This is a genomic window from Nocardia testacea NBRC 100365 (assembly GCF_000308775.1).
GTDB classification, from domain to species: Bacteria; Actinomycetota; Actinomycetes; order Mycobacteriales; family Mycobacteriaceae; genus Nocardia; species Nocardia testacea.
The window spans coordinates 13,178-32,887 of sequence record NZ_BAGJ01000068.1 but is presented as its reverse complement, the minus strand read 5'-3'; the positions used below and the strand labels follow the sequence as shown (position 1 = coordinate 32,887).

Sequence of the window (19,710 nt, the reverse complement as noted above, 5' to 3'; positions counted from 1 at the left end):
CTGTGACGGTGGTCACTCGGTGGAGATGGGCAAGTGTGCGGTGAGCGGTCGCTGGGCCGCGACGAGCGGTCGGGCCCGGCGGCTGCCGCCGATCACTCCGGCCGGTGCCCGGGCACCCGGTCCGCGCCCATACCCAGCCGCTCCGGAGCGTGCATCCGGACGAACGCGCGGCCCACCCCAGGCGGTCGCGGGGTCCAGCGGCTGACCAGCACCATGGTCGCGAAGGCCAGCGGGACGGCCACCGCGGCGGGGTATCCGAGCAACGCCGCGGCCCAGCCGTCCGCCAGGTGGTCGGAGACGCCGCCGAGCACCGAGACCAGAGTCGCCGCACCGGCCACGGTGCCACCGGTCACCAGACCGGCGGCCGCGCCCACCGCGGTGAGGCCCCGCCACCAGATCCCCAGCGCCAGCAGCGGGCACAGGGTGGCGGCCGCGAGCGAGAACGCCAACCCGACCGTACGGGACAGATCCAGCGAGACCACCCCCAGCGACAGTGTCAGCGGCACCGCGCCGGCGACGAGCGCCCCGACCCGGAAGTCCCGGATCCGCCCGCGCAACACGTCGGTACTCAGCACGCCGGCGATACTCACCACCAGTCCCGAGGACGTGGACAGGAAGGCGGCCATGGCGCCCGCCGCGACCAGGGCCGCCAGCAACTGCCCGGGCAGCCCGGCCAGCGCCGACGAGGGCAGCAGCAGGACCGCGGCGTCAGAGGTCCCGGTGATCAGCAGTTGCGGCACGTAGAGCCGGGCGAAGACACCCAGCAGCACCGGAAACAGGTAGAACGTGCCGACCAGCGCGATCACGGCGAGCGCGGTGGAGCGGGCGGCGCGGCCGTCCCGGTTGGTGTAGAAGCGCACGAGGACATGCGGCAACCCCATGGTGCCCAGGAAGGTGGCGATCATCAGCGAGTACACCTGATACCGCGGATGCGGCCCGGCGAATCCGCCGCCGGGTAGCAGCCAGTGCGCGCCGTCCGCCGGGGCGCCGGCCACCACCGGCACCGTCGCGCCCGGTTCGAGCACCAGCCGCGTATCCCGGGCCAGTTCGTGGATGCCCGCCGCCAGCAGCACCGGGCCGTCGACCGTGCGGTCGTCCAATACCCCGTGTACCGAGACCCACTGCGGCGCGGCCAGTTGCACGAGTACCGGGGTGGTCACCTCCACCGTGGTCTGCTCGCTCACCGTCGGCGGGGCCGGCGCGCCGAGTTCGCGATCGCCGCCGGGCCGGTCGGCAGCGAAGAAATGCACCAGCAGCACGAGCGCGGGCAGCGCCACCGCGGTCAGTTTCAGCCAGTACTGGAACGCCTGGACCAGGGTGATCGACCGCATCCCCCCGGACACGACATTGGCCACCACGATCACCGCCACCGCGACTGCCCCTACCCAGCCGGGCACCCCGAGCAGAATACGCAGGGTCAGCCCGGCACCCTGGAACTGCGGGATCACGTACACCGCGCACACCAGCACCACCACCACGGCGGCCAGGCGGCGCAAGCGCGGCGAACCCCACCGGAACTCGGCGAAATCGGGCACGGTGTAGGCGCCGGAGCGCCGCAGCGGCGCCGCCACGAAGAGCAGCAGCGCCAGGTAACCGGCGGTGAAACCCACCGGGTACCACAGCGCGTCGGCGCCGTATTTGGCGATCAGCCCGGCGACCCCGAGAAACGATGCGGCGGATAGGTACTCACCGGAGACGGCGGCGGCGTTCCAGCGTGGGCCCACACTGCGCGAGGCCACCAGGAAATCCGAGGTCGTGCGGGCCCAGCGCACTCCGTACACACCGAGGACGACCGTCGCCAGCGCCGCCGCGAGCAATGCCGCCACCGTGAGGCCGGACGCGGTCACCATCGCCGCCCGCCCCTCGGCCGGACCCCCGGCGCGGGCCGCTCAATCACCGGTGAGCTCGAGGAAATCGTTCTCGTTGCGCTCGGAGAGCCGCAGGTACACCCGCCCGGCGAGCCACAGCAGCGGATAGGCGGCCCCACCCAGCACGAGCCACGGCAACCGGATCCCCAGCACCACGGTCTGGGCCACCGCGGTCACGCCGAACAGCAGCGGGAGCGCGGCGAGCAGCAAGGCGATCACCAGCCCACAGCTGAGGGCCAGGCCGAGCTGCGCCCGGATCAGTCCGCCGATCAGCGCCTCGCCGATCTCGGTCTGCTCGGCGACCTCCACCCGGGTCCGGACCCGGCGCGCGCCCCGGCGTTCGGCGAGCACCACCCGCCGGCGCGGCGGCCGCGGGGCCGGGCCGATCATCGCCGGTCCGCCGACGGATGCGGTCCGTGCACCAGCCGCTGTTTGAGTTCGCGCACCTGGCGGCGGCTCACCGGAAGCTCCACCCGCTGCGCCCCGCGCAGGCACACCAGCGTGCCCGAGCCCACCGTCCGCAGGCCGGTCACCCGACCGAGCGCCACCAGATACGAGCGGTGCACCCGCAGGAAATCCTCGCGCCAGCGGTCCTGTAACGCCGAGAGCGGGATGCGTACCAGATGGGAACCGGTGTCGGTGTGCAGCCGGGCGTAGTCGCCCTCGGCTTCCACCCAGTTCACCTGCGACCGGTGCACCAGCGTGGTGACCCCGCCGAGCTCGACCGGAATGACCTCGTGCCCCGAGGCCGTCCCCGGGACCGGCTCCGGATCGCTGGGGGTCCGGCGGTCGGCGATCCGCCGCACCGCGGCGCCCAGCCGCTGCTGCCGTACCGGTTTGAGCAAATAGTCCACCGCGCCGAGATCGAACGCGGCCACCGCGTGATCCTCGTGCGCGGTGACGAAGACGATCGCCGGCGGGTGCACGAATTCGGCGAGGACGCCGGCCAGTTCCATACCGTCCAGGCCGGGCATATTGATATCCAGGAAGACCGCATCGATCGCGTGCGCCCGCAGTATCCGCAGCGCACCGGTCGCATCGGCGGCGCCGTGCAGTTCGGTCACCGCCGGCTCGGCGCGCAGCAGATAGAGCAACTCGTCCAGCGCCGGCTGCTCGTCGTCCACGGCCAGCACCCGCATCCGCCAGACCCTTCCTGCTTCTTCGACTCGACCATGGTAGTCATCGGAGCCCGGCCGCGGGTTCGGTACTCCGGTTCGGAGTCGATCAGGATCCGAGCTGGTCCATTCGCCGTTGCATCTCCTCGGGCTCGATATCCTCCACATGCGTGGCGAGGGTCCACTGATGACCCCAGGGGTCGACGAACGAACCGGTCCGGTCACCGTAGAACTGGGTCTGCGGCGCGCTGATCTCGGTGGCGCCGGCGGCGAGCGCCGCGGCGTGGGCCGCATCCATATCCGGGACGTAGACGTAGAGGTTGACCGGGGTACCACCGATCGAATGCGGATCCCGGAACGCCATATCCGGGGCCGGGTCGCCGAGCATCAGCACCGAGTTGCCGATGAGCAGCTCACAGTGCATCACGGTGCCGCCGGGGCCCGGGATCCGCATCCGTTCGGTGGCCCCCAGCACCCGTTTGTAGAACTCCACCGCGTCCGCGGCCCCGGCGATCGCCAGACCTGGGGAAATAGTGGGATAGCCTTCGGGAACAGGGGGAACATCGGACATCACAGGACCTCCGGTCGCGGAGAGTTGTGTCGGACACCTGTGAGCTTATGCCCGGCTCCCGGCGGCGGCCGCGGACGAACACGGCCGCCGGGTCAGCCGCCCCAGCTGACGTTCGTCTCGATGACCTGACGCAGCACCGTCGAGGTCCGCGGGTCGCGGTAGGACTGGTGGCCGCCGATCGCGATCGACCCGGCCACCGGCAGTGGCAGGCCGAGATCCACGGTGATATCTCCGCTGCCCTGCATCGCGTAGTCCTCGATATCGAGCGTGCCGGCCTCGTTGGGCAGATCCCAGATACTCGATTTCGGCGTCTGGGTGACGTCGAGCCGGATGGACAACCGTCCACCGTCGCGGGCCACCAGGGTGGCCGTGGTCACCTGGTCGAGGTCGACGCCACCGCCCACGGTCTGCTGCACCCGCCATACCGCCCCCACGCCGACCGGTTCGTCGGGGAAGGTGATGGAACGGTAGACCGCCTGATAGAAGGCCTGTTCCAGCGCGGCCCGCGCCGAGTTGGAGGTATCGGGAGCGGGCGCCAGACGCAATGCGGTGATCCCGCCGAGTTCACTCATCTCGAACCCGGCGTGCGTCCCGTCGGCGGCGGTGAGCGCCTCCGACAACGCCGGGTCGGGAGTCGTCACCGAACCGAGGGTGAGCTCCACCCCGTCGGCATCGGTGGTGGCGGTCATCGGGATGGTCAGCGACGGGCTGGAGAAATCGCGGACCTGCTGGGAATCGATCTGCTGCTGGATCCGGTGATCGGTGCGCAGCGTCACCGCCTGGATCGTGCCGTCGTAGTAGGACGGCCGCAACAGCGAACGGGGCTCCTCGCCGTGGTCCACGGTGGTGACCACGGCCGCCGCGATCGGCACGGTGACCTCACCTATTCCGAGCGGTTCGGTGCCGTCGGCCTCGGCCCCGGAGTCGCCGCCGTCCCCGCAGCCGGAACCGAAAGCGGTGAGACCCACCGCGAGAACCACCATCAGCACTCTGGACCTCGCCAGGCGGGGCGTGGGAAACGAACACAACACCGTCACGCCCGACAGCCTACGAGGCGTACCTGAGCGTGGGCTGGGACATCGCGCCGGCTTCCGGAAGCATCCGCCCGGCACCGGCGCCCGCGCCGCGACACACCGGGGTGGCGGCCTGTCACCGGTGCGCGCGGGTGCCCACGGTACTGGGCCGGTGCACCTCGAGAGATGATGGTCGGCGTGAGTGAGGACCGGCCTACGCCCGAGCAGGACCCCGACGACCGCCCCGGCGGGACCGGCGCGCAGCCGCGGCAGCGGCTGCGGCTACTGCTGGCGGTCGCCGCCACGCTGTTCGCCCTCGATCTGGTCACCAAGATCATCGTCGTCGCGCGGATACGTCCCGGCGAACCGGTGTCGATCATCGGTGACTTCGTGGAACTGGCGCTGGTGCGCAATCCGGGCGCCGCGTTCTCCATGGCCACCGGCATGACCTGGCTGCTGACTCTGATCGCGGCCGCGGTGGTGATCGGGGTGCTGCGCATCGGCCGCACCCTCCGTTCGACGCTGTGGGCGATCGGACTCGGCGGGGTCCTCGGCGGCGCGCTCGGCAACCTCATGGACCGGCTGTTCCGCGCGCCGGGTCCACTGCAGGGCCATGTGGTGGATTTCGTCTCGGTCGGCTGGTGGCCGGTGTTCAATGTGGCCGATTCCTCCATCGTGTGCGGGGCGATCCTGCTGGTGACACTCACCGTGTTCGGTTTCGAACCCGACGGCACCCGCTACAAGGACAAGGACAAGGCCGCGCCCGCGACGGATCCCGCCCCGTCCCCGTCCCCCGGGCCCGGCCCCGATCGGGACCGCCCCGCCGGTGACACCACGCCAGAGGACTCCGCGGCCGGCACGGCCCCCGGATCCAGCGCCGGTGCGGCGACCGCGGACTCCGCCACCGCCGACGGTAAGGAGACCGCCGCATGAGAGAGACCAGGACGATGCCCGTCCCCGACGGACTCGACGGGATGCGGGTGGACGCCGGCCTCGCGCGGTTGCTCGGACTGTCCCGGACGGCGGTCGCGGCCCTGGCCGAAGAAGGGTCGGTACAGCTGGACGGAGTGCCCGCCGGCAAATCCGACCGGCTCACCGCCGGGGCCTGGCTCGAAGTGGTGTTCCCCGAACCGCGCCGGGAACTGAGCATCGAAGCCGAACCGGTGGAGGGTATGAAGATCCTCTACGCCGACGACGATATCGTCGCCGTCGACAAGCCTGTCGGTGTCGCCGCGCATACCGGCGTCGGGTGGAGCGGGCCCACCGTGGTCGGTGGACTGGCCGCGGCCGGCTACCGGATCTCCACCTCCGGCGCGCACGAACGACAGGGCATCGTGCACCGCCTCGACGTCGGCACCTCCGGGGTGATGGTGGTGGCGCAGTCCGAACACGCCTACACCGTGCTCAAACGCGCGTTCAAACAGCGCACCGTGGACAAGCGCTATCACGCGCTGGTCCAGGGCCATCCCGATCCCAGCAGCGGCACCATCGACGCCCCCATCGGCCGTGCCCGTGGCAACGACTGGAAATTCGCGGTCACCTCCGACGGCCGGCCCAGCGTCACCCATTACGACACGGTAGAAGCATTCCAGGCGGCGAGCCTGCTCGATATCCATCTGGAAACCGGCCGCACCCATCAGATCCGGGTGCACTTCTCCGCGATCCGGCATCCCTGCTGCGGCGATCTCACCTACGGCGCCGATCCCCGCCTCGCCGAACGACTCGGGTTGCAACGCCAGTGGCTGCACGCCCGCTCGCTGGGCTTCCAGCATCCCGCCGACGGCCGCTACCTGGAGATCACCAGCGAATATCCCGACGATCTCACCCACGCACTGCGCGTGCTCCGCGACGCCTGACCCCGCATATGCCCGAGGTATCCGCAACCCGGCCGCACCGGCCCCCCAACGTTCGCCGGGGGCTGGGCTACGGTGCGGCCGTGGCCGCCTGCGGTGTGTTCGTCCTGGCGCTCGGCTACCTGATACCGCCGGCCGAGGAGATCGTCTCCACCGACCGCCTCGGGCCCGACCAGGGCGAATCCATCGGCGACTATCTCGACCGGGCCCGCGAATCGCTCACCGGAAGCGACGCCGCGGATCGGTGGGCGCTGGTGTCGTTCACCGAGTACCGGTCCGCCACCGAACTCCGCGACCGGGTCGGTGAGCTGCGCATCGGCCAGGCGCTGTACCGGGTTCCGCTGCCCCGCGTGGCGACTCCCCTGGTGGCGGTCCAGACCCCCGCCGATGATGTCGCGCTGCGGCGTTCCGGCACCGACGCCGCCTGGCAGCTGGCCGATCGACGCCGCTACGTCGGCGACGACCGCACCGCCCGCGCCCTGGACGTCGCCGTCGCCCGGCTGCGCGCGGGCTGCGCCTGCTCCCCCGGCGTCGTCGTCCGCGCCCCGCTGCCCCGGCTCCGCGATCTCACGGGACAACCCGGCATCCGCGCGGTAGAGGCCCTCCCGGGTGACGCCGTCGCCGGCCGGTTCGCTGTCGCACCCCTGCTCCCCGACAGCACCGACCCCGTCGGACCGCCGCCGGACGACGGGCCCGTCCCACCGGCCTGATCAGAAATCCAACGTCACCACGCCGTCCAGATATCGGTGGCAGCGACCGGTCAGCAACACCCGGTCCTCGACCAGCTCCACCCCGAGCGAACCACCCCGCCGGGACAACTGGCGCGCGGTCATCCCGGTCCGGCCGAGCTCGGCACTCCACAGCGGCGCCAGCTGGGCATGCGCCGACCCGGTCACCGGATCCTCCGGAACACCCACCCCCGGCGCGAAGAACCGCGAGACGAAATCCACCTCGTCACCCCGGGCGGTGACCACCACACCCCGCTGCACCTTCGGGAAAGCGCTCAGAGCCGGCGCCAGCTCCCGGACCTGCCGCTCACTGTCCACCACCACGACCACATCCGCACCCGAATACACCCGCACCGGCTCCACCCCCAGCGCGGCCACCAGCGCCGCGTCCGGTTCGGCCGGAACGGAGGCCACCGCGGGCAGATCGAGCACGTACTCGTCGTCATCGGTGCGATCCACGCGCAACCAGCCGCTATGGGTGAAGAACCCGACCCGGTCCTCGCCCGGCTGGATATCGCAGAGGATATGCGCCGCCGCCGCCAGCGTCGCGTGCCCGCACATCACCACCTCGGTCATCGGCGTGAACCAGCGCAGATGGTAGGTAGGCCAGTTCCCCGGCGGCGCCCCGGCCTCCGGGGGTAACCGGGAGGTGTAGAAGGCCGTCTCGGCGAGATTGTTCTCCTCGGCCAACTGTTGCAGCACGGTATCGGGCAACCACGTGGGCAACGGCATCACCGCGGCCGGGTTCCCCGAGAACGGTGCGTCGGCGAACGCGTCGATCTGGTGCAGCAGAACCTCCATGCCACGAAGGTACTGTGTTTTTTGGCGCGCCTTCGGCGCGCGGGGTCGAGGCCCCCTCGGTCCCGCCGTTCAGGCCTCGAGACTTGCGATGTGCGGTAGGCCGTCCATAGAGTGCGACCATTGAGCACCTGCGGCCAAGGGGGGACGGCCTCGACCCTTTCAGGGCTTCGCTGAACTCGGCACCGAGAGGGCGCTTCTGTTCGTGTAGGTGATCCGACGCCAGGTCGGTCGGGCGTGGCGGTCGAGTCGGCATCCGTTCCGGACATCGAATGCCAACGCAACCCGCATGTGTCGAGTTTTACGAGACACCTGAAAGGGTTGAGGCCCGTCTCGCCGTTTCGGCCTCGAAAGCGCCCGCGCCGAAGGCGCAAGTCTCGAGGCCGAAACGGCGAGACCAAGGGGGCCTCAACCCCGCGCGCGCCAGCGCGCCAAAAACACAGACCTTCACGAGCAAAGCCACCCCCCACCTTCACGAGCAGGCCCCCCACCTTCACGAGTAAGCCCGCATCACCCGTTCTGTGCCGACCCACCCTGCGCGTGCCGACTCATTTGATACCGCTCACTACCCGACCTCGGCCTTCTGTTGCCCGGGAGCTGGGCCCCGGCGTGCCGCTGGTCGCCGGGAACACGGTCCCGGCCGAGAGCCCCCCGGATCCGTCGCCGCACGGCGCGATCGGTTCGCCCGGCTGCAGGAGGTCGCCACCACCGGTTTCGTCACCGTCCCGGCACCCTTCGTGGCGCCCGGCTACCCGGAGCCGAGTCCGGCCTGCCCTACCTCATACTTCGCCCGGTGCCGCGGGAATCAGTTTGTGCGACTCCCCCCGCACACTCGCCTGGACCCACCAGGCGACCTCCACCAGCACGATGCCCACCGCGCCGCACACGAACGCGGCGACGGTCAGGCGCGGGTTGGACGGGTCCAGCGCGAAGAATTCGCGGGTGGACGGGACCGTGAAGAGCACCAGGTAGGCCACCACCGAGACGGCGATCAGCACGACTTTCCACCAGGTGTAGGGACGGGCGACGATTGCCAGCACCCAGACCGCGATCATGATCAGGGTGATGAGCGCGGTGGTGCCGGCCTGCATCTTCTGCTGTTCGCTGGCGTCGGGGCCGGCGTAGGCGATGAGGTAGGCGACGAAGGTCGCGGTACCGATGACCACGCCGGAGGGGATCGCCAGCCGCATCACCCGGCCGACGAAGCCGGTGCGGGCCCGCTCGTTGTTCGGTGCCAGGGAGAGAATGAAGGCCGGGATACCGATGGTGAACCAGGCGGCGATCGTCACGTGCCGGGGCAGGAACGGGTAGCCGATGGGTTCGTAGCCGAAGATCTGCGAGCCCACACCGGCGACGCCGATCAGGAAGGCCAGCAGCACCGAGTAGACGGTTTTGGTCAGGAACAGGTTGGAGACCCGTTCGATATTGCCGATCACCCGGCGGCCCTCACCCACCACATAGGGCAGGGTGGCGAACTTGTTGTCCAGCAGTACGATCTGCGCGACCGCCCGGGTGGCGGGGCTGCCCGCGCCCATGGCCACACCGATATCGGCGTCCTTGAGTGCCAGCACGTCGTTGACCCCGTCGCCGGTCATGGCCACGGTGTGCCCGCGGGACTGCAGCGCGCCGACCATGGCCCGCTTCTGGTCGGGGCGGACCCGCCCGAAGGTGGTGCGCTCCTCCAGCACGCCGGCGAGTTCGGCGCGGTCCTCGGGCAGGGTGCGCGCGTCGACGGCGTGGTCGCCGCCGGGCAGGTCCAGGGAGGAGGCCACCGCGCCCACCGAGACCGCGTTGTCGCCGGAGATCACCTTGATCGACACATCCTGGCTCGCGAAGTAGTCCAGGGTGTCGCGGGCGTCGGGCCGTACCTTCTGTTCGAGGACCACCAGGGCGACCGGGGAGATGGTGCCGGGGGCGCCGTCCGCGTCCACGGCGCGGTCGCCGCGGGCGAGCAACAGCACGCGCAGGCCGGTGGCGCCGAGTTCCTCGGCGGCGCGGGCGTCGGCCGATCCGGCGTCGAGCAGCACATCGGGTGCGCCCAGCAGCCAGTCCCCGTGCTCTCCGTAGGAGAAACCGCTCCACTTCTTGGCCGAGGAGAACGGCGCGACGGCCGTGTACTCCCAACCGGGTGTCTCCGGGAGCGCTTCGGCGATGGCCTGCACGCTGGCATTGGGCCGGGGATCGTCGGCGGCCATGGCGGCCAGCGCCTGCCGGGCCCGGTCCTCGGCGTCCGGGCCGGCGTCGATCATCCGGAGCTCGGCCAGGCGCATACCGTTCTCGGTGAGGGTGCCGGTCTTGTCCGCGCACACCACATCCACCCGGGCCAGGCCTTCGATGGCAGGCAACTCTTGAACCAGGCATTTGCGCTGCCCCAGCCGCACCACGCCGACCGCGAACGCGATCGAGGTCATCAGCACCAGCCCCTCGGGCACCATCGGCACCAGGGCGGCCACCATCCCGGTGACGGCCGGCCGCCAGGACTCCCCGCTGGACACGAGCTGGTTGTAGATACTCAGGACACCGGCCGGGATCAGCAGATAGGTGATGACCTTGAGGATGGTGTCGATACCGTTGCGCAGTTCGGAGTTCACCAGGGTGAATTTGCTGGCCTCGTCGGCCAGTTTCGCGGCGTAGGCGTCCTTGCCGACCTTGGTCGCCCGGTAGGAGCCCGAACCGGACACCACATAGCTGCCCGAGAGCACCTGGGCACCGGATTCCTTGGCGACATCATCGGATTCGCCGGTGAGCAGCGATTCGTCGACTTCGAGCAGTTCGGCTTCGACCACCTCGCCGTCGACCACGATCTGATCGCCCGGCCCGAGTTCGATGAGATCGTCGAGAACCACCTCGTTGGGCGGGACCTGTTCGGACCTACCTTCCCGGCGCACGGTCGGTTTCGCCTGCCCGACGATCGCCAACCGGTCCAGGGTGCGCTTGGCCCGGATCTCCTGCACGATGCCGACCGCGCTGTTGGCCACGATCAGCAGCCCGAACATGCCGTCGATCACCGAGCCGGTGGCCATCACCAGGACGAACAGCACACCCAGGATGGCATTGATCCGGGTGAACACGTTCGCCCGGACGATATCGCGCACCGAACGGCTGGCCCGGTCCGGTACATCGTTGGTGAGCCCGTCGCGCCGGCGCTGCGCCACCTCTTCGGCGGTGAGACCGGGTATCCCGACGGACTGCACAGTTGTCGACATGGCTGTCAGCGTAACCAGCGCCGCGGGGCGCGACTCACCAGGCGACGTTGATCGGCCCGGGCGTCCAGGTCCCGGAGTGGTCCTCCTGTGTCGTGCGCGGGCGGGCCGGGACCGCGTCGGGGTCGATGGGGAGGAACTGCTGTAGCTGTCCCCAATCGCGATCCCAGTCCTGGTCGAGATAGGTCGGCAGGGTGCGGGCGTACAGCAGCAGACCGGTCCAGCCCAGCGGGCCGCCGCCGTCGTGGTTCTGCCACAGGTTGGTGTCGTGCGCACCGATCCGGTCCGGCAGGATGCGGTACTTCGGCACTTCGGCGATCCCGACGCGGTGGTCGAACGGGCGCTGGCACGGGAACTGCAGGCCCACCGCCCAATCCAGCAGTACCGGATCGGTGGATCCGACGACCGTGTTCAAGTCCTGGGTCTGCGGCATGCGCGGCGGAGTGAAGGCCAGCCACTGCTTCGGATCACGGTCGCGGTCGGCGGCGACGACGCGCACGGTGTCGGCATCGGCGTAGGGCCCCAGCGGGACCCGCAGATTGCGCCAGGACGGCGCCGGGCCGATATCGATCGGATTGACCCGGCGCAGTGGGACCGGGTCCGTGGCCGAACCGCCCGGCGCGGTGGTGGAGCCGAACTCCAGTTCCAGCGACTGCCCGTGGGTCACCACACCGTCGGCGTCCCGCGACCAGATACGGCCCGCGGCGCTGAGGGCGAGAATATCCGCGCGGTCGGCGACCGGCGGCAGCCGGTACCAGCCGGAGGTGAGCTGGGCCGGGCCGTCGGCGTGATCGCTGCCCAGCACCGGGGTGCCCGGGTCCAGCCCGAAGGGCAGTGCGGGACTGTCGGTTTCGGTCGCGACCCCGGTACCCCCGGTCGCCTCGCCCACCGAATCGGCGATGGCGGCGTCGGCGCCTTCCTCGGCGTCGGCGCTCAGATCCGCCGCGACGCCGGTGGGGCTGAAGCCCGTCCCGGTACCGGCCAGGGCCGAGGCGGGATCGCCGGAGAGCGGGGTGAGCATGCCGCGGTTGGGGTCGGGCTCCACCAGCACATGCGGGGCCAGGCCGCAGGTGTCCCCGGCGAGCGCGCTGAGGTTCGAACTCGCCAGCGAGAAGGCCGGGTACTGGGAGACCGCGCCCTTCGCGAACGACGCCACCTCGAACAGCACCATGAAGGCGGCGGCGACCGTCAGGGCCGGAATCTTGGCGAACCGCCAGCCCCAGGGTGAGATCCGGTGCTGCCCGTCGTCGGGTGCCCGCACATGCCACCACGCCGCCAGCGCCAGCAGGGCCACCGCGCCGAACAGGAAGACCTTGTTGACGGCGATACCGGCCAGCGAGGGTTGTTTGTCCCACCACGGGACACTGTAGGAGGAGACGTACCACCAGCCGTTGGGGCCGGCGAACACGAGGGCCAGCAGGAACGACACCGCGGCGGCGAACAGTGCCCGGTTGCGCGGTGCGCGCATGACCCGCGGCCCGATCGCGACGGCCGTCAGCACGGCCACCGCACCGGCCAGCCCGGCGAAGACGCCGAGGTGATGGGTCCATTTGGTGGGGGTGGTCATCATCAGCGCCATGGCACCGACGGTGACTCCGAGGATGCGCCGCGACGGCCCCACCGCGGCGGTGGGGATCCGGCCGCCCTTACGTAGCAGGGTGAGCAGGCATACCGCCAATCCGGCGATCATGACGAAGATCCCGAAGCGGCGGGCCACCGAGCCGTCGACCGTGCCCATGAACAGGTACTGGTAGCGCAGGTATTCGTCGAACCACAGCACACTCGGGCCGGCGAGTTCGTGCACCCGGCGCATCTCCATCATGGCGCTGAACGGCTGGTCGGCGAAGGCCACCACCAGCACGAGAACACCCGCGGCGGCCAGCGGTAGCACTTGCGCGAGCCAGCCGATCCGCGGCGCGCGGGCGGCGAGCATCTTGATCAGCGGCCGCAGCCCGGCCAGCAGTGCGGCCACGCAGATGATGCCGTGCGGGCCGGCGGTGCAGCTGAAGGCGGCGATCAGGATGGCCACCGCGAACGGCAGCAGCCGGCGGGTGGCGATACCGCGCTCGACCGAACACCAGGTGAGCAGCACGCCGAGCGCGACGATCGGCTCGGGCCGCAGCCCGTTGTTGTAGGGCAGCCACACGGCCAGGAACACCAGCGCGCCGGTCCACGGGACGAACCGATTGCGATGCAGCGCGGCCCCGAACCGGGGCACCACCTCGCGGCTGATCACCAGCCAGGCCAGGATGCCGGCCAGCAGACTCGGCAGCCGCACCCAGGGGCTGGCGGTGGTGAGATCGGCCATCAGGCCGATGAGGTCGTAGTACGGGGTGCCGACCGGGTTCTCCGGGACCCCGAAGTAGCGGAAGTAGTTCGCCATGTACCCGGCGGCCTGCGAGGTGCGGCCCATGCTGAACTGGTAGCCGTCGTCGGAGGTGGTGGCGCCGATGAAATGCCAGAGCACCAGCGTGCCCAGCACCACCACATCGACCGGACGGAAGGTCCACCACCGGGCCGGCAGGAACCGGCGGGCACGCCGGCCGTCGAGGCCGTCCAACCGGTGCAGCGCGAAGAGCGAGAGCAGCGTGGCGGCGACCGCCACCCAGATCGCGACCTGTTTCAGCGGGGTCGGGCTGGAGGTGAATCGGCTGTCGACCGCGGCGGTGACCCGGGTGCCCGCGGGATCGACCAGGTCGCTGAACACCCCGACCAGCTGGGGCCGGAAATCACCGCTCAGCACCACCGGCTCGGATCCGGTGAGCGAGGCGACGGCTTCGGTCATCCCGGCGCGCACATCGAGTTCACAGTTCGGGGGCAGTTCCGCGACCGGGACGCTGAACAGCGACTGGTTGCGCAGGACGACGTCGAGTTGCGCCCCGGACTCCGGTGTGGCGGGCCGGACCCGGGCCAGGAAACCGTAGCGCTCCAAATCGGGTGCGCCGTAGGGCGCGGTGGCGGTCAGCACCCCGCCACCGGGCCCGAGTTGCCGGATCGCCGCGCACGGCACCGTGGCCGTGTAGTCCAGGGGCGCGTACGCGACCAGCGGGGCCTCGATCGAGGCGGCGGAATCGTCCTGCGGCCAGGACAGTGTGGCGGCGTCGACCCGGACCGGCAGCAGCGGTACCGCTATCGCGAGCAGTGCTCCGATGAGCGCCGAGATCAGCGCGACCGGTCGCGCCCAGCCACCCCGTGTTCGGGATCGGGGACCGTCGGAGAGATCTGTCGGCTCGGGCGCCGCCACCACCATCGTGTCAGCCACGGGGCGCAATCCTAGCGGGGGCCGCGCGCGGCACTACGGCTGCGCTCGCCGATCCCACCGAAGCGGATAACGAGACCGGCCGGTCCGCTCATAGCGGACCGGCCGGTTCACACGCTGCGATATCAGGCCGCGCAGGCCGGGGACTGCACCTGGGCCTGGGCGAGCATATTGCAGGTCCAGGTCTTCTCGACCTTCCACACACCGTCTTCGGCGACGAACGGGACATCGACCACGTTCTGGGTGTCGCCCAGTTTGAAGTTGGCCTTGGCGTTGATGGTGTCGGCGAAATCGTTGACCTCGGTGACCTCGATGGTGGCGCCCGAATCCGTGTAGAACTGGGCCAGTTTGCCCGGCAGTTCCGGATCCGCCTCGGCGCCCTGCACCATGTCCAGCTTCTCCTCGTTGGGTACGGCCGGGTCGAGGGCGCGCTGGAGTTGAGCGTTCAGATCGGCCACGGTGGGCACCGGCGGCAGATCGGACGCCTCTTCCGAGGCGGCCGCCGACGCGGACGTGGTGGCGGCGGCCTTGCTGTCCGAGTCGGAATCATCGCTACCACACGCCGTCAGGGTCAGCGCGGCCACGGCGGCCACGCCGGCGATCGCGATACGTCCGGTCTTGCGAAGCTTCAACTGCTCGTCCTTTGCGTTCGAGGGTTCGGTGTCGTGCACTACGACAGAGCCACCGGAACCGGCGACGCTGCCCGGACCAACCTACCCGGCGGGCCCTCAGGACAAGCTGGCGAGCGGATCCGCTGAGCACAACTCCGTATTGTCGGCAGCGAAAGTACGCGCGATCCCCGGTCCTGTCGAGCGGGTCTCGAACCGGACGGTCACTCGTCCGTGGCCCGCCCCCTGCACCCAGCCGAACCCGTATTCCGGATGCCGCACATCCGAACCCGGCCGCCAGAGTGTGCCACTGCCAGCGGAAACGTCGGAATTCCGCCGCCCGGGCGAGTTTTCGGCGGGCGCCCCGGGCACCGGGGGCGAACCGATGGTCGTGTCCACGGAACTCGCCGGTCCGCCCGGATGTCTTACCGAATCCACAGAGCTCTCTTCGATCGCCGTCAGAGAATCCGGGGTACCACCCGGCTCACCGGCGGCTCCACCGGGCTCACCACCCAGCCGGTCCAGTTCCGGGAACAGCGATTCCTGCCGGATGGTGGACAAACCGGCGTAGCCGACACCGACCAACCGGATCGGCCCCAGGTCACGCGGGTCGATCGCGGCCCGCTGCGCGGCGGCGGTCAGGGTGGGCAGATCCTCGGTCGCGTACGGCAGGGTGGTCGAACGCGTGGTGATACTCATATCGGCGCGCCGGAGTTTCAGCACCACGGTCCGGGCGGCGCGGCCGTCGCGACCGAGCCGGCGGTGCGCGGCGGCGGCCATCTCGGTGATCGCCGGGCGCAACCGCTCCAGCGTGACGATATCGTGCTCGTAGGTGGTCTCGGCACTGATCTGTTTGGCCTCGGCGCGTTCGGTGACCGGACGGTCGTCGATACCGCGGGCGAGCCGGTGCAGCGCCGCGCCGATACTGCCGCCCAGGATCGATACCGCCTCGGCCTCCGGCAGCGCGGCGAAGGCACCCACGGTTTCGATTCCGAGGGTGCGCAACCGGCCCTCGGCCACCGGGCCGATACCCCAGAGTTTGCGCACCGGCAGCGCGGACAGCAGCGCCTGCTGCTCACCCGGCGCGATCACCCGGATCCCATCGGGTTTGGCCATGCCGGAGGCGATCTTGGCCAGTTGCTTCCCGCTGCCGGCTCCCACCGAGGCCACCAGGCCCGTACTCTCCCGCACCGCCGCCCGCAATCCGGCGCAGAACGCGGCCACCTCCGCCGCACTCGCCCCGGCCAGTTCGGCGGGCTCGGCGAACGCCTCGTCGAACGACAGGGTCTCCAGCACCGGGATACGGGCCCGCAGGGTATCGAAGACCCGTCCGCTCAGCACGCTGTACAGCGCGCCCCGGGGCGGGACCACCACCGCCGACACCCCGACCAGCCGCCGCGCCTGCTGCATCGGCATGGCCGAACGCGCGCCGAACACCCGCGCCTCGTAACTCGCCCCGGCCACCACCCCGCGCGCCCCGGTCCCGCCGACCAGCACCGGGCGGCCGCGCAGCGTGGGGCGGGTGAGCTGTTCACAGGAGGCGAAGAAGGCATCCATATCGATATGGAGCACCCAGCGCCGGGAAGTTTCGCCGACCGCCTCCGGGGCCGGTCCGGCGGCGGCCCCGGAATGCTCGGCGCTCACCACGGGTCCGCTCGCGGTTCGCCGGCCGGCCACCACCGCGGCACCCGGCGGCGGGCGCTCCCGCCGCGGCCGCTGTCGGTGACCGTGGAGTCCATGAGCGCAGAATGTACGCGGCGATACCGACAGGAGAGGAGAGGCGGATCGGTCCCCACGCGGTTGCGGGGAGTTCTCTCGGCCGGGTGTCCTGTCACGGGGCCTAGCCACCGGCGGACCCACCCGCCCCCGATCGACCCGGCCACGCGGCGTTTCCGGGATCGCGGGAGCAGGCTGGGATACCGCGCCGCGCCCGACGGATATGTGATGATCGGACGATGAAGATCCGTAAGGCCGTCATTCCCGCTGCCGGTATCGGTTCCCGACTGCTACCGCTGACCAAGGCGATCCCCAAGGAGATGCTGCCGGTCGGCGACAAGCCGGTGATCGAGCACACGGTACGTGAGCTGGTGGCCTCCGGGATCACCGATATCACCATTGTGGTCAGTGGCGGGAAATCGCTGATCCAGGATCATTTCCGGCCCAATCCCGCACTCGTGGCCCAGCTGCGCGCCGACGGTAAGACCGCCTACGCGGACGCGGTGGAGGAGGTCGGCGAACTGTCCCGGCTGGGTCACATCACCTATCTGGACCAGCACGGCCCGTACGGCAACGGGACCCCGGTACTCAACGCCGCCCGCACCGCCGGCGACGAACCGATGCTGGTGCTGTGGCCCGACGACGTCTTCGTCGCCGAGGAACCGCGGGCCCAGCAGCTGATCCGCGCCTACGAATCGACGGGCTGCCCGGTACTGGCACTGATGCCGATGAATCCGAACGAATCGCAGCGCTACGGTGTCCCGGTGGTCCGGGAGGACCTGGATGACGGCCTGCTGCGCATATCGGGGCTGGTGGAGAAACCCAAACCCGAGGATGCCCCCTCGGCCTTCGCCGCGATCGGCGGCTACGTGGTGACGCCAGGGATCATCGACGAACTGCGGGCGCAGACGGAGAACTGGTACACCCATCGCACCGGCGAGGTCTACCTGACCGATTCCATCAACGCCTATGCCGCCAACCACGCGGTCTACGGGCAGGTCATCCAGGGCCGCTGGTACGACACAGGTAACCCCGGCGACTATCTCATCGCGCAGTTCGCCTCGGCGCTGGCCCACCCCGACTATGGGCCGCTGCTGCGCCGGCAGGTCGACTGACCGCGGTTCGGCGGCGACGCTGCCGCCGCAGCCTCAGAAACGACGGATGCTGTAGATGTAGAACTGATCGAGCGGGCTGAGCCCGACCGGTACGCCGGCACCGTAGGCATTGAGTACCTGGCCGAATCCGGCGTAGATCCCGACATGGGAGGCGTCGGGGTTGATGATGATCACATCACCGGGCGAGAGCGCGTACCGCGGCACCGAAGCACCCACTTCGGCCTGCTCCCAGGTGGTGCGCGGCAGCATGACACCCACCTGGCGGAAGGCCCACTGCACCAGACCGGAGCAGTCCCAGGTGTCCGGACCGGTGGCGCCCCATTCGTACATCTTCCCGGTCTGCGAGGTCGCGGCGGCCAGTGCGCCGAGCCCGTTGCTGCTGGAGACCGGTAACGCGGCCGATCCACTGGCGCTGAGCGATCCGGAGCCGGAGGCCGATCCGGTGGCCCCGCTTCCGGTCTGCGCCCACCCGGGTCCGGCGGCGACGGCGCCGACGGCCGTCGCGAAAAGCATGCCGGCGATACCCCGGCGCAGTGCAATTCCGATCACTTGCCCACCCTTCTGCCCGTCGGTGCCCGGGACACCGTGCGGCGCCCGGGTTTTCTCGCGGCCTCCGCACCGCAGGGTGGGGACACCGCCAACCACAGGGGTCGCGCCGGGTGAATGGGCTCCGGCGCAACTTCACTCAGGTAGAACCGAACGAAATGATCACCGTTCCCGGTGGTCCGGAGGGCCGGACTCAGCGGTATCGAGGATGATTTTGCCCGGCCCGCAGAAGGGCGACAAGCTCCTGGCAAACTTCTAGCATGTGATGAACATCACAAAAATGTTTATTGCGTTTGGGTGGCTATATCGTTCAGCGTCTTGAGAACCACGTCCTTGGTAGCCGCCGGCGACTCCACGTAGACCCCCACCTGCCACACCGGCCCATCACCCGGTTCCGCCGCGAAAAAGCGGCTGAAATCCACCGTGAACTTGCCTTCGTCATTGGCCGCGGTCTCCACGTAGGAGGTCCGGTCGTCGAACGTGCGCGCCTTGTCCGGCTGATCGAACCAGTCGGCATTGAACCGGGCCTGCGTGGCGGCATCACAAGTCGCTGGACATTTGCGGAGAATGAGGTTGACCTTCTGTCCGGCAGCGGAATTGCTCTCGTCCACACAACCCCACGCCTGGGCATCCGGAATCTTGTCGATCGACCCCTTCATACACCCCCAGGAGCCGGGCGCACGGAAAGCGAAGGGCCAGTCCTTGAAAGCCATCGTGTAGGTGCTCTCACCGGCCTGCCACGTCGGGCCGAGCACGGCGACCGGCGCCAGTCCCTCGCGCAGCACCGGCTCGCCCGCGGAGGGCAGGGCGCTGGTGGTCGCGGTGGTGGAGGTCGCGGGCGCCGAACTCGACGGCCGCACGGAACCTGTTGCCTCCGTGGAGTTTCCGCTCGCTGTATTCTCCGCCGAACCCCGCGACTGCAGCGCCACCAGCCCGACCACACCGATCAGGACGAGCACCACCACGGCGACCAGCACCGCGATCAACGGGCCGTTGTTCTTCGGCGGCGGGCCGCCGTAGCCCCCGCTCCCCAGCGGTGGCACCTCCCACGCACCCTGCTGCGGAGCGGGTTGCGGGGCGTGGCCCGCCGTCTGCCCCCACTGCACGCCCGGTCCCTGCTGCCCGCCCTGGGACGGGTACTCCTGCTGCTGCCACTGACCCGACGGGGATTTCTTCTGTTGTCCCTCAGGGGAATGCTGCCACCACTCGTCGGGATTGTCCGAAGCCATAAGACTTCACCCTAGTGCGCGGCCACGGCTCGGTCATGGGCACCGATGGCGCGGCCCGGCCCGTTCCGGCCGCTACGGCGCGGACGCG

Annotated in this window: 16 protein-coding genes; 4 read left to right on the top strand and 12 right to left on the bottom strand. The window is 70.1% G+C overall.

Translation table 11 applies throughout. From position 1 onward, the window contains the following. Nucleotides 1-92: 92 nt before the first annotated feature. The 5 genes from ON38_RS08495 to ON38_RS08475 all read right to left on the bottom strand — a co-directional run bounded on the left by ON38_RS08495 (nt 93) and on the right by ON38_RS08475 (nt 4,537). Nucleotides 93-1,850 carry a sodium/solute symporter gene (locus tag ON38_RS08495; protein WP_039823786.1) on the bottom strand — a complete coding sequence of 586 codons (1,758 nt, stop codon included), beginning with the start codon at nt 1,848-1,850 and terminating at the stop codon, nt 93-95. Nucleotides 1,851-1,889: 39 nt separating this feature from the next. Next, entirely contained in the window at nt 1,890-2,258 is a 369-nt protein-coding gene (locus ON38_RS08490) for a hypothetical protein (RefSeq protein WP_039823785.1), read from the bottom strand. Next, on the bottom strand, nt 2,255-3,007 hold the full coding sequence (locus ON38_RS08485) for a LytR/AlgR family response regulator transcription factor (protein WP_039823784.1): 753 nt from the start codon (nt 3,005-3,007) through the stop codon (nt 2,255-2,257). The genes ON38_RS08490 and ON38_RS08485 overlap by 4 nt, the downstream gene beginning before the upstream one ends. An 85-nt stretch (nt 3,008-3,092) precedes the next feature. Beyond that, nucleotides 3,093-3,554, bottom strand: a complete 462-nt coding sequence (locus ON38_RS08480) for a VOC family protein (protein WP_039823783.1) — start codon at nt 3,552-3,554, stop codon at nt 3,093-3,095. Nucleotides 3,555-3,646: 92 nt separating this feature from the next. Continuing rightward, nucleotides 3,647-4,537, bottom strand: a complete 891-nt coding sequence (locus ON38_RS08475; protein WP_051164520.1) for a hypothetical protein — start codon at nt 4,535-4,537, stop codon at nt 3,647-3,649. 216 nt (nt 4,538-4,753) lie between these two features. On the opposite strand from ON38_RS08475, the gene lspA reads away from it, so the two are divergent. The 3 genes from lspA to ON38_RS08460 all read left to right on the top strand — a co-directional run bounded on the left by lspA (nt 4,754) and on the right by ON38_RS08460 (nt 7,130). After that, a complete protein-coding gene (gene lspA / locus ON38_RS08470) occupies nt 4,754-5,500 on the top strand; it encodes a signal peptidase II (protein ID WP_083872432.1) in 747 nt (248 codons plus the stop codon). Next, nucleotides 5,497-6,423, top strand: coding sequence for an RluA family pseudouridine synthase (locus tag ON38_RS08465; protein WP_039823782.1), 927 nt, complete (start codon nt 5,497-5,499; stop codon nt 6,421-6,423). Before lspA ends, ON38_RS08465 begins: the two co-directional genes overlap by 4 nt. Nucleotides 6,424-6,503: 80 nt before the next feature. After that, the gene (locus ON38_RS08460) at nt 6,504-7,130 is read left to right on the top strand and encodes a hypothetical protein (RefSeq protein WP_039823779.1); all 627 of its coding nucleotides are present in this window, start codon (nt 6,504-6,506) and stop codon (nt 7,128-7,130) included. Here the strand turns inward: ON38_RS08460 and ON38_RS08455 are convergent, their stop codons facing one another. The 5 genes from ON38_RS08455 to ON38_RS08435 form a co-directional block, all read right to left on the bottom strand. Next, nucleotides 7,131-7,949, bottom strand: a complete 819-nt coding sequence (locus ON38_RS08455) for a PhzF family phenazine biosynthesis protein (RefSeq protein WP_039823776.1) — start codon at nt 7,947-7,949, stop codon at nt 7,131-7,133. 776 nt (nt 7,950-8,725) lie between these two features. Further along, nucleotides 8,726-11,152, bottom strand: a complete 2,427-nt coding sequence (locus ON38_RS08450) for an HAD-IC family P-type ATPase (RefSeq protein WP_051164503.1) — start codon at nt 11,150-11,152, stop codon at nt 8,726-8,728. A 34-nt stretch (nt 11,153-11,186) separates the two neighbouring features. After that, nucleotides 11,187-14,411, bottom strand: a complete 3,225-nt coding sequence (locus ON38_RS08445; protein WP_039823774.1) for an arabinosyltransferase domain-containing protein — start codon at nt 14,409-14,411, stop codon at nt 11,187-11,189. A 122-nt stretch (nt 14,412-14,533) separates the two neighbouring features. Next, the gene (locus tag ON38_RS08440; protein WP_039823854.1) at nt 14,534-15,040 is read right to left on the bottom strand and encodes a WKL family lipoprotein; all 507 of its coding nucleotides are present in this window, start codon (nt 15,038-15,040) and stop codon (nt 14,534-14,536) included. 96 nt (nt 15,041-15,136) lie between these two features. Further along, a complete protein-coding gene (locus ON38_RS08435; RefSeq protein ID WP_083872441.1) occupies nt 15,137-16,588 on the bottom strand; it encodes a DNA polymerase IV in 1,452 nt (483 codons plus the stop codon). A gap of 383 nt (nt 16,589-16,971) precedes the next feature. Here ON38_RS08435 and ON38_RS08430 point away from each other — a divergent pair, with 383 nt between their 5' ends. After that, a complete protein-coding gene (locus tag ON38_RS08430; RefSeq protein WP_039823773.1) occupies nt 16,972-17,847 on the top strand; it encodes a UTP--glucose-1-phosphate uridylyltransferase in 876 nt (291 codons plus the stop codon). 33 nt (nt 17,848-17,880) lie between these two features. Here the strand turns inward: ON38_RS08430 and ON38_RS08425 are convergent, their stop codons facing one another. Next, nucleotides 17,881-18,360, bottom strand: coding sequence for an NlpC/P60 family protein (locus ON38_RS08425; protein ID WP_083872439.1), 480 nt, complete (start codon nt 18,358-18,360; stop codon nt 17,881-17,883). 317 nt (nt 18,361-18,677) lie between these two features. Further along, nucleotides 18,678-19,622, bottom strand: coding sequence for a hypothetical protein (locus tag ON38_RS08420; RefSeq protein ID WP_039823771.1), 945 nt, complete (start codon nt 19,620-19,622; stop codon nt 18,678-18,680). Nucleotides 19,623-19,710 lie beyond the last annotated feature (88 nt).

Excerpts from the sequence above, each read along its gene's own strand:
- ON38_RS08495 (WP_039823786.1), bottom strand. The coding sequence starts at position 1,850 with ATGGTGACCGCGTCCGGCCTCACGGTGGCGGCATTGCTCGCGGCGGCG.
- ON38_RS08490 (WP_039823785.1), bottom strand. The coding sequence starts at position 2,258 with ATGATCGGCCCGGCCCCGCGGCCGCCGCGCCGGCGGGTGGTGCTCGCC.
- ON38_RS08485 (WP_039823784.1), bottom strand. The coding sequence starts at position 3,007 with ATGCGGGTGCTGGCCGTGGACGACGAGCAGCCGGCGCTGGACGAGTTG.
- ON38_RS08480 (WP_039823783.1), bottom strand. The coding sequence starts at position 3,554 with ATGTCCGATGTTCCCCCTGTTCCCGAAGGCTATCCCACTATTTCCCCA.
- ON38_RS08475 (WP_051164520.1), bottom strand. The coding sequence starts at position 4,537 with ATGGTGGTTCTCGCGGTGGGTCTCACCGCTTTCGGTTCCGGCTGCGGG.
- lspA (WP_083872432.1), top strand. The coding sequence starts at position 4,754 with ATGATGGTCGGCGTGAGTGAGGACCGGCCTACGCCCGAGCAGGACCCC.
- ON38_RS08465 (WP_039823782.1), top strand. The coding sequence starts at position 5,497 with ATGAGAGAGACCAGGACGATGCCCGTCCCCGACGGACTCGACGGGATG.
- ON38_RS08455 (WP_039823776.1), bottom strand. The coding sequence starts at position 7,949 with ATGGAGGTTCTGCTGCACCAGATCGACGCGTTCGCCGACGCACCGTTC.
- ON38_RS08450 (WP_051164503.1), bottom strand. The coding sequence starts at position 11,152 with ATGTCGACAACTGTGCAGTCCGTCGGGATACCCGGTCTCACCGCCGAA.
- ON38_RS08430 (WP_039823773.1), top strand. The coding sequence starts at position 16,972 with ATGAAGATCCGTAAGGCCGTCATTCCCGCTGCCGGTATCGGTTCCCGA.
- ON38_RS08425 (WP_083872439.1), bottom strand. The coding sequence starts at position 18,360 with ATGCTTTTCGCGACGGCCGTCGGCGCCGTCGCCGCCGGACCCGGGTGG.
- ON38_RS08420 (WP_039823771.1), bottom strand. The coding sequence starts at position 19,622 with ATGGCTTCGGACAATCCCGACGAGTGGTGGCAGCATTCCCCTGAGGGA.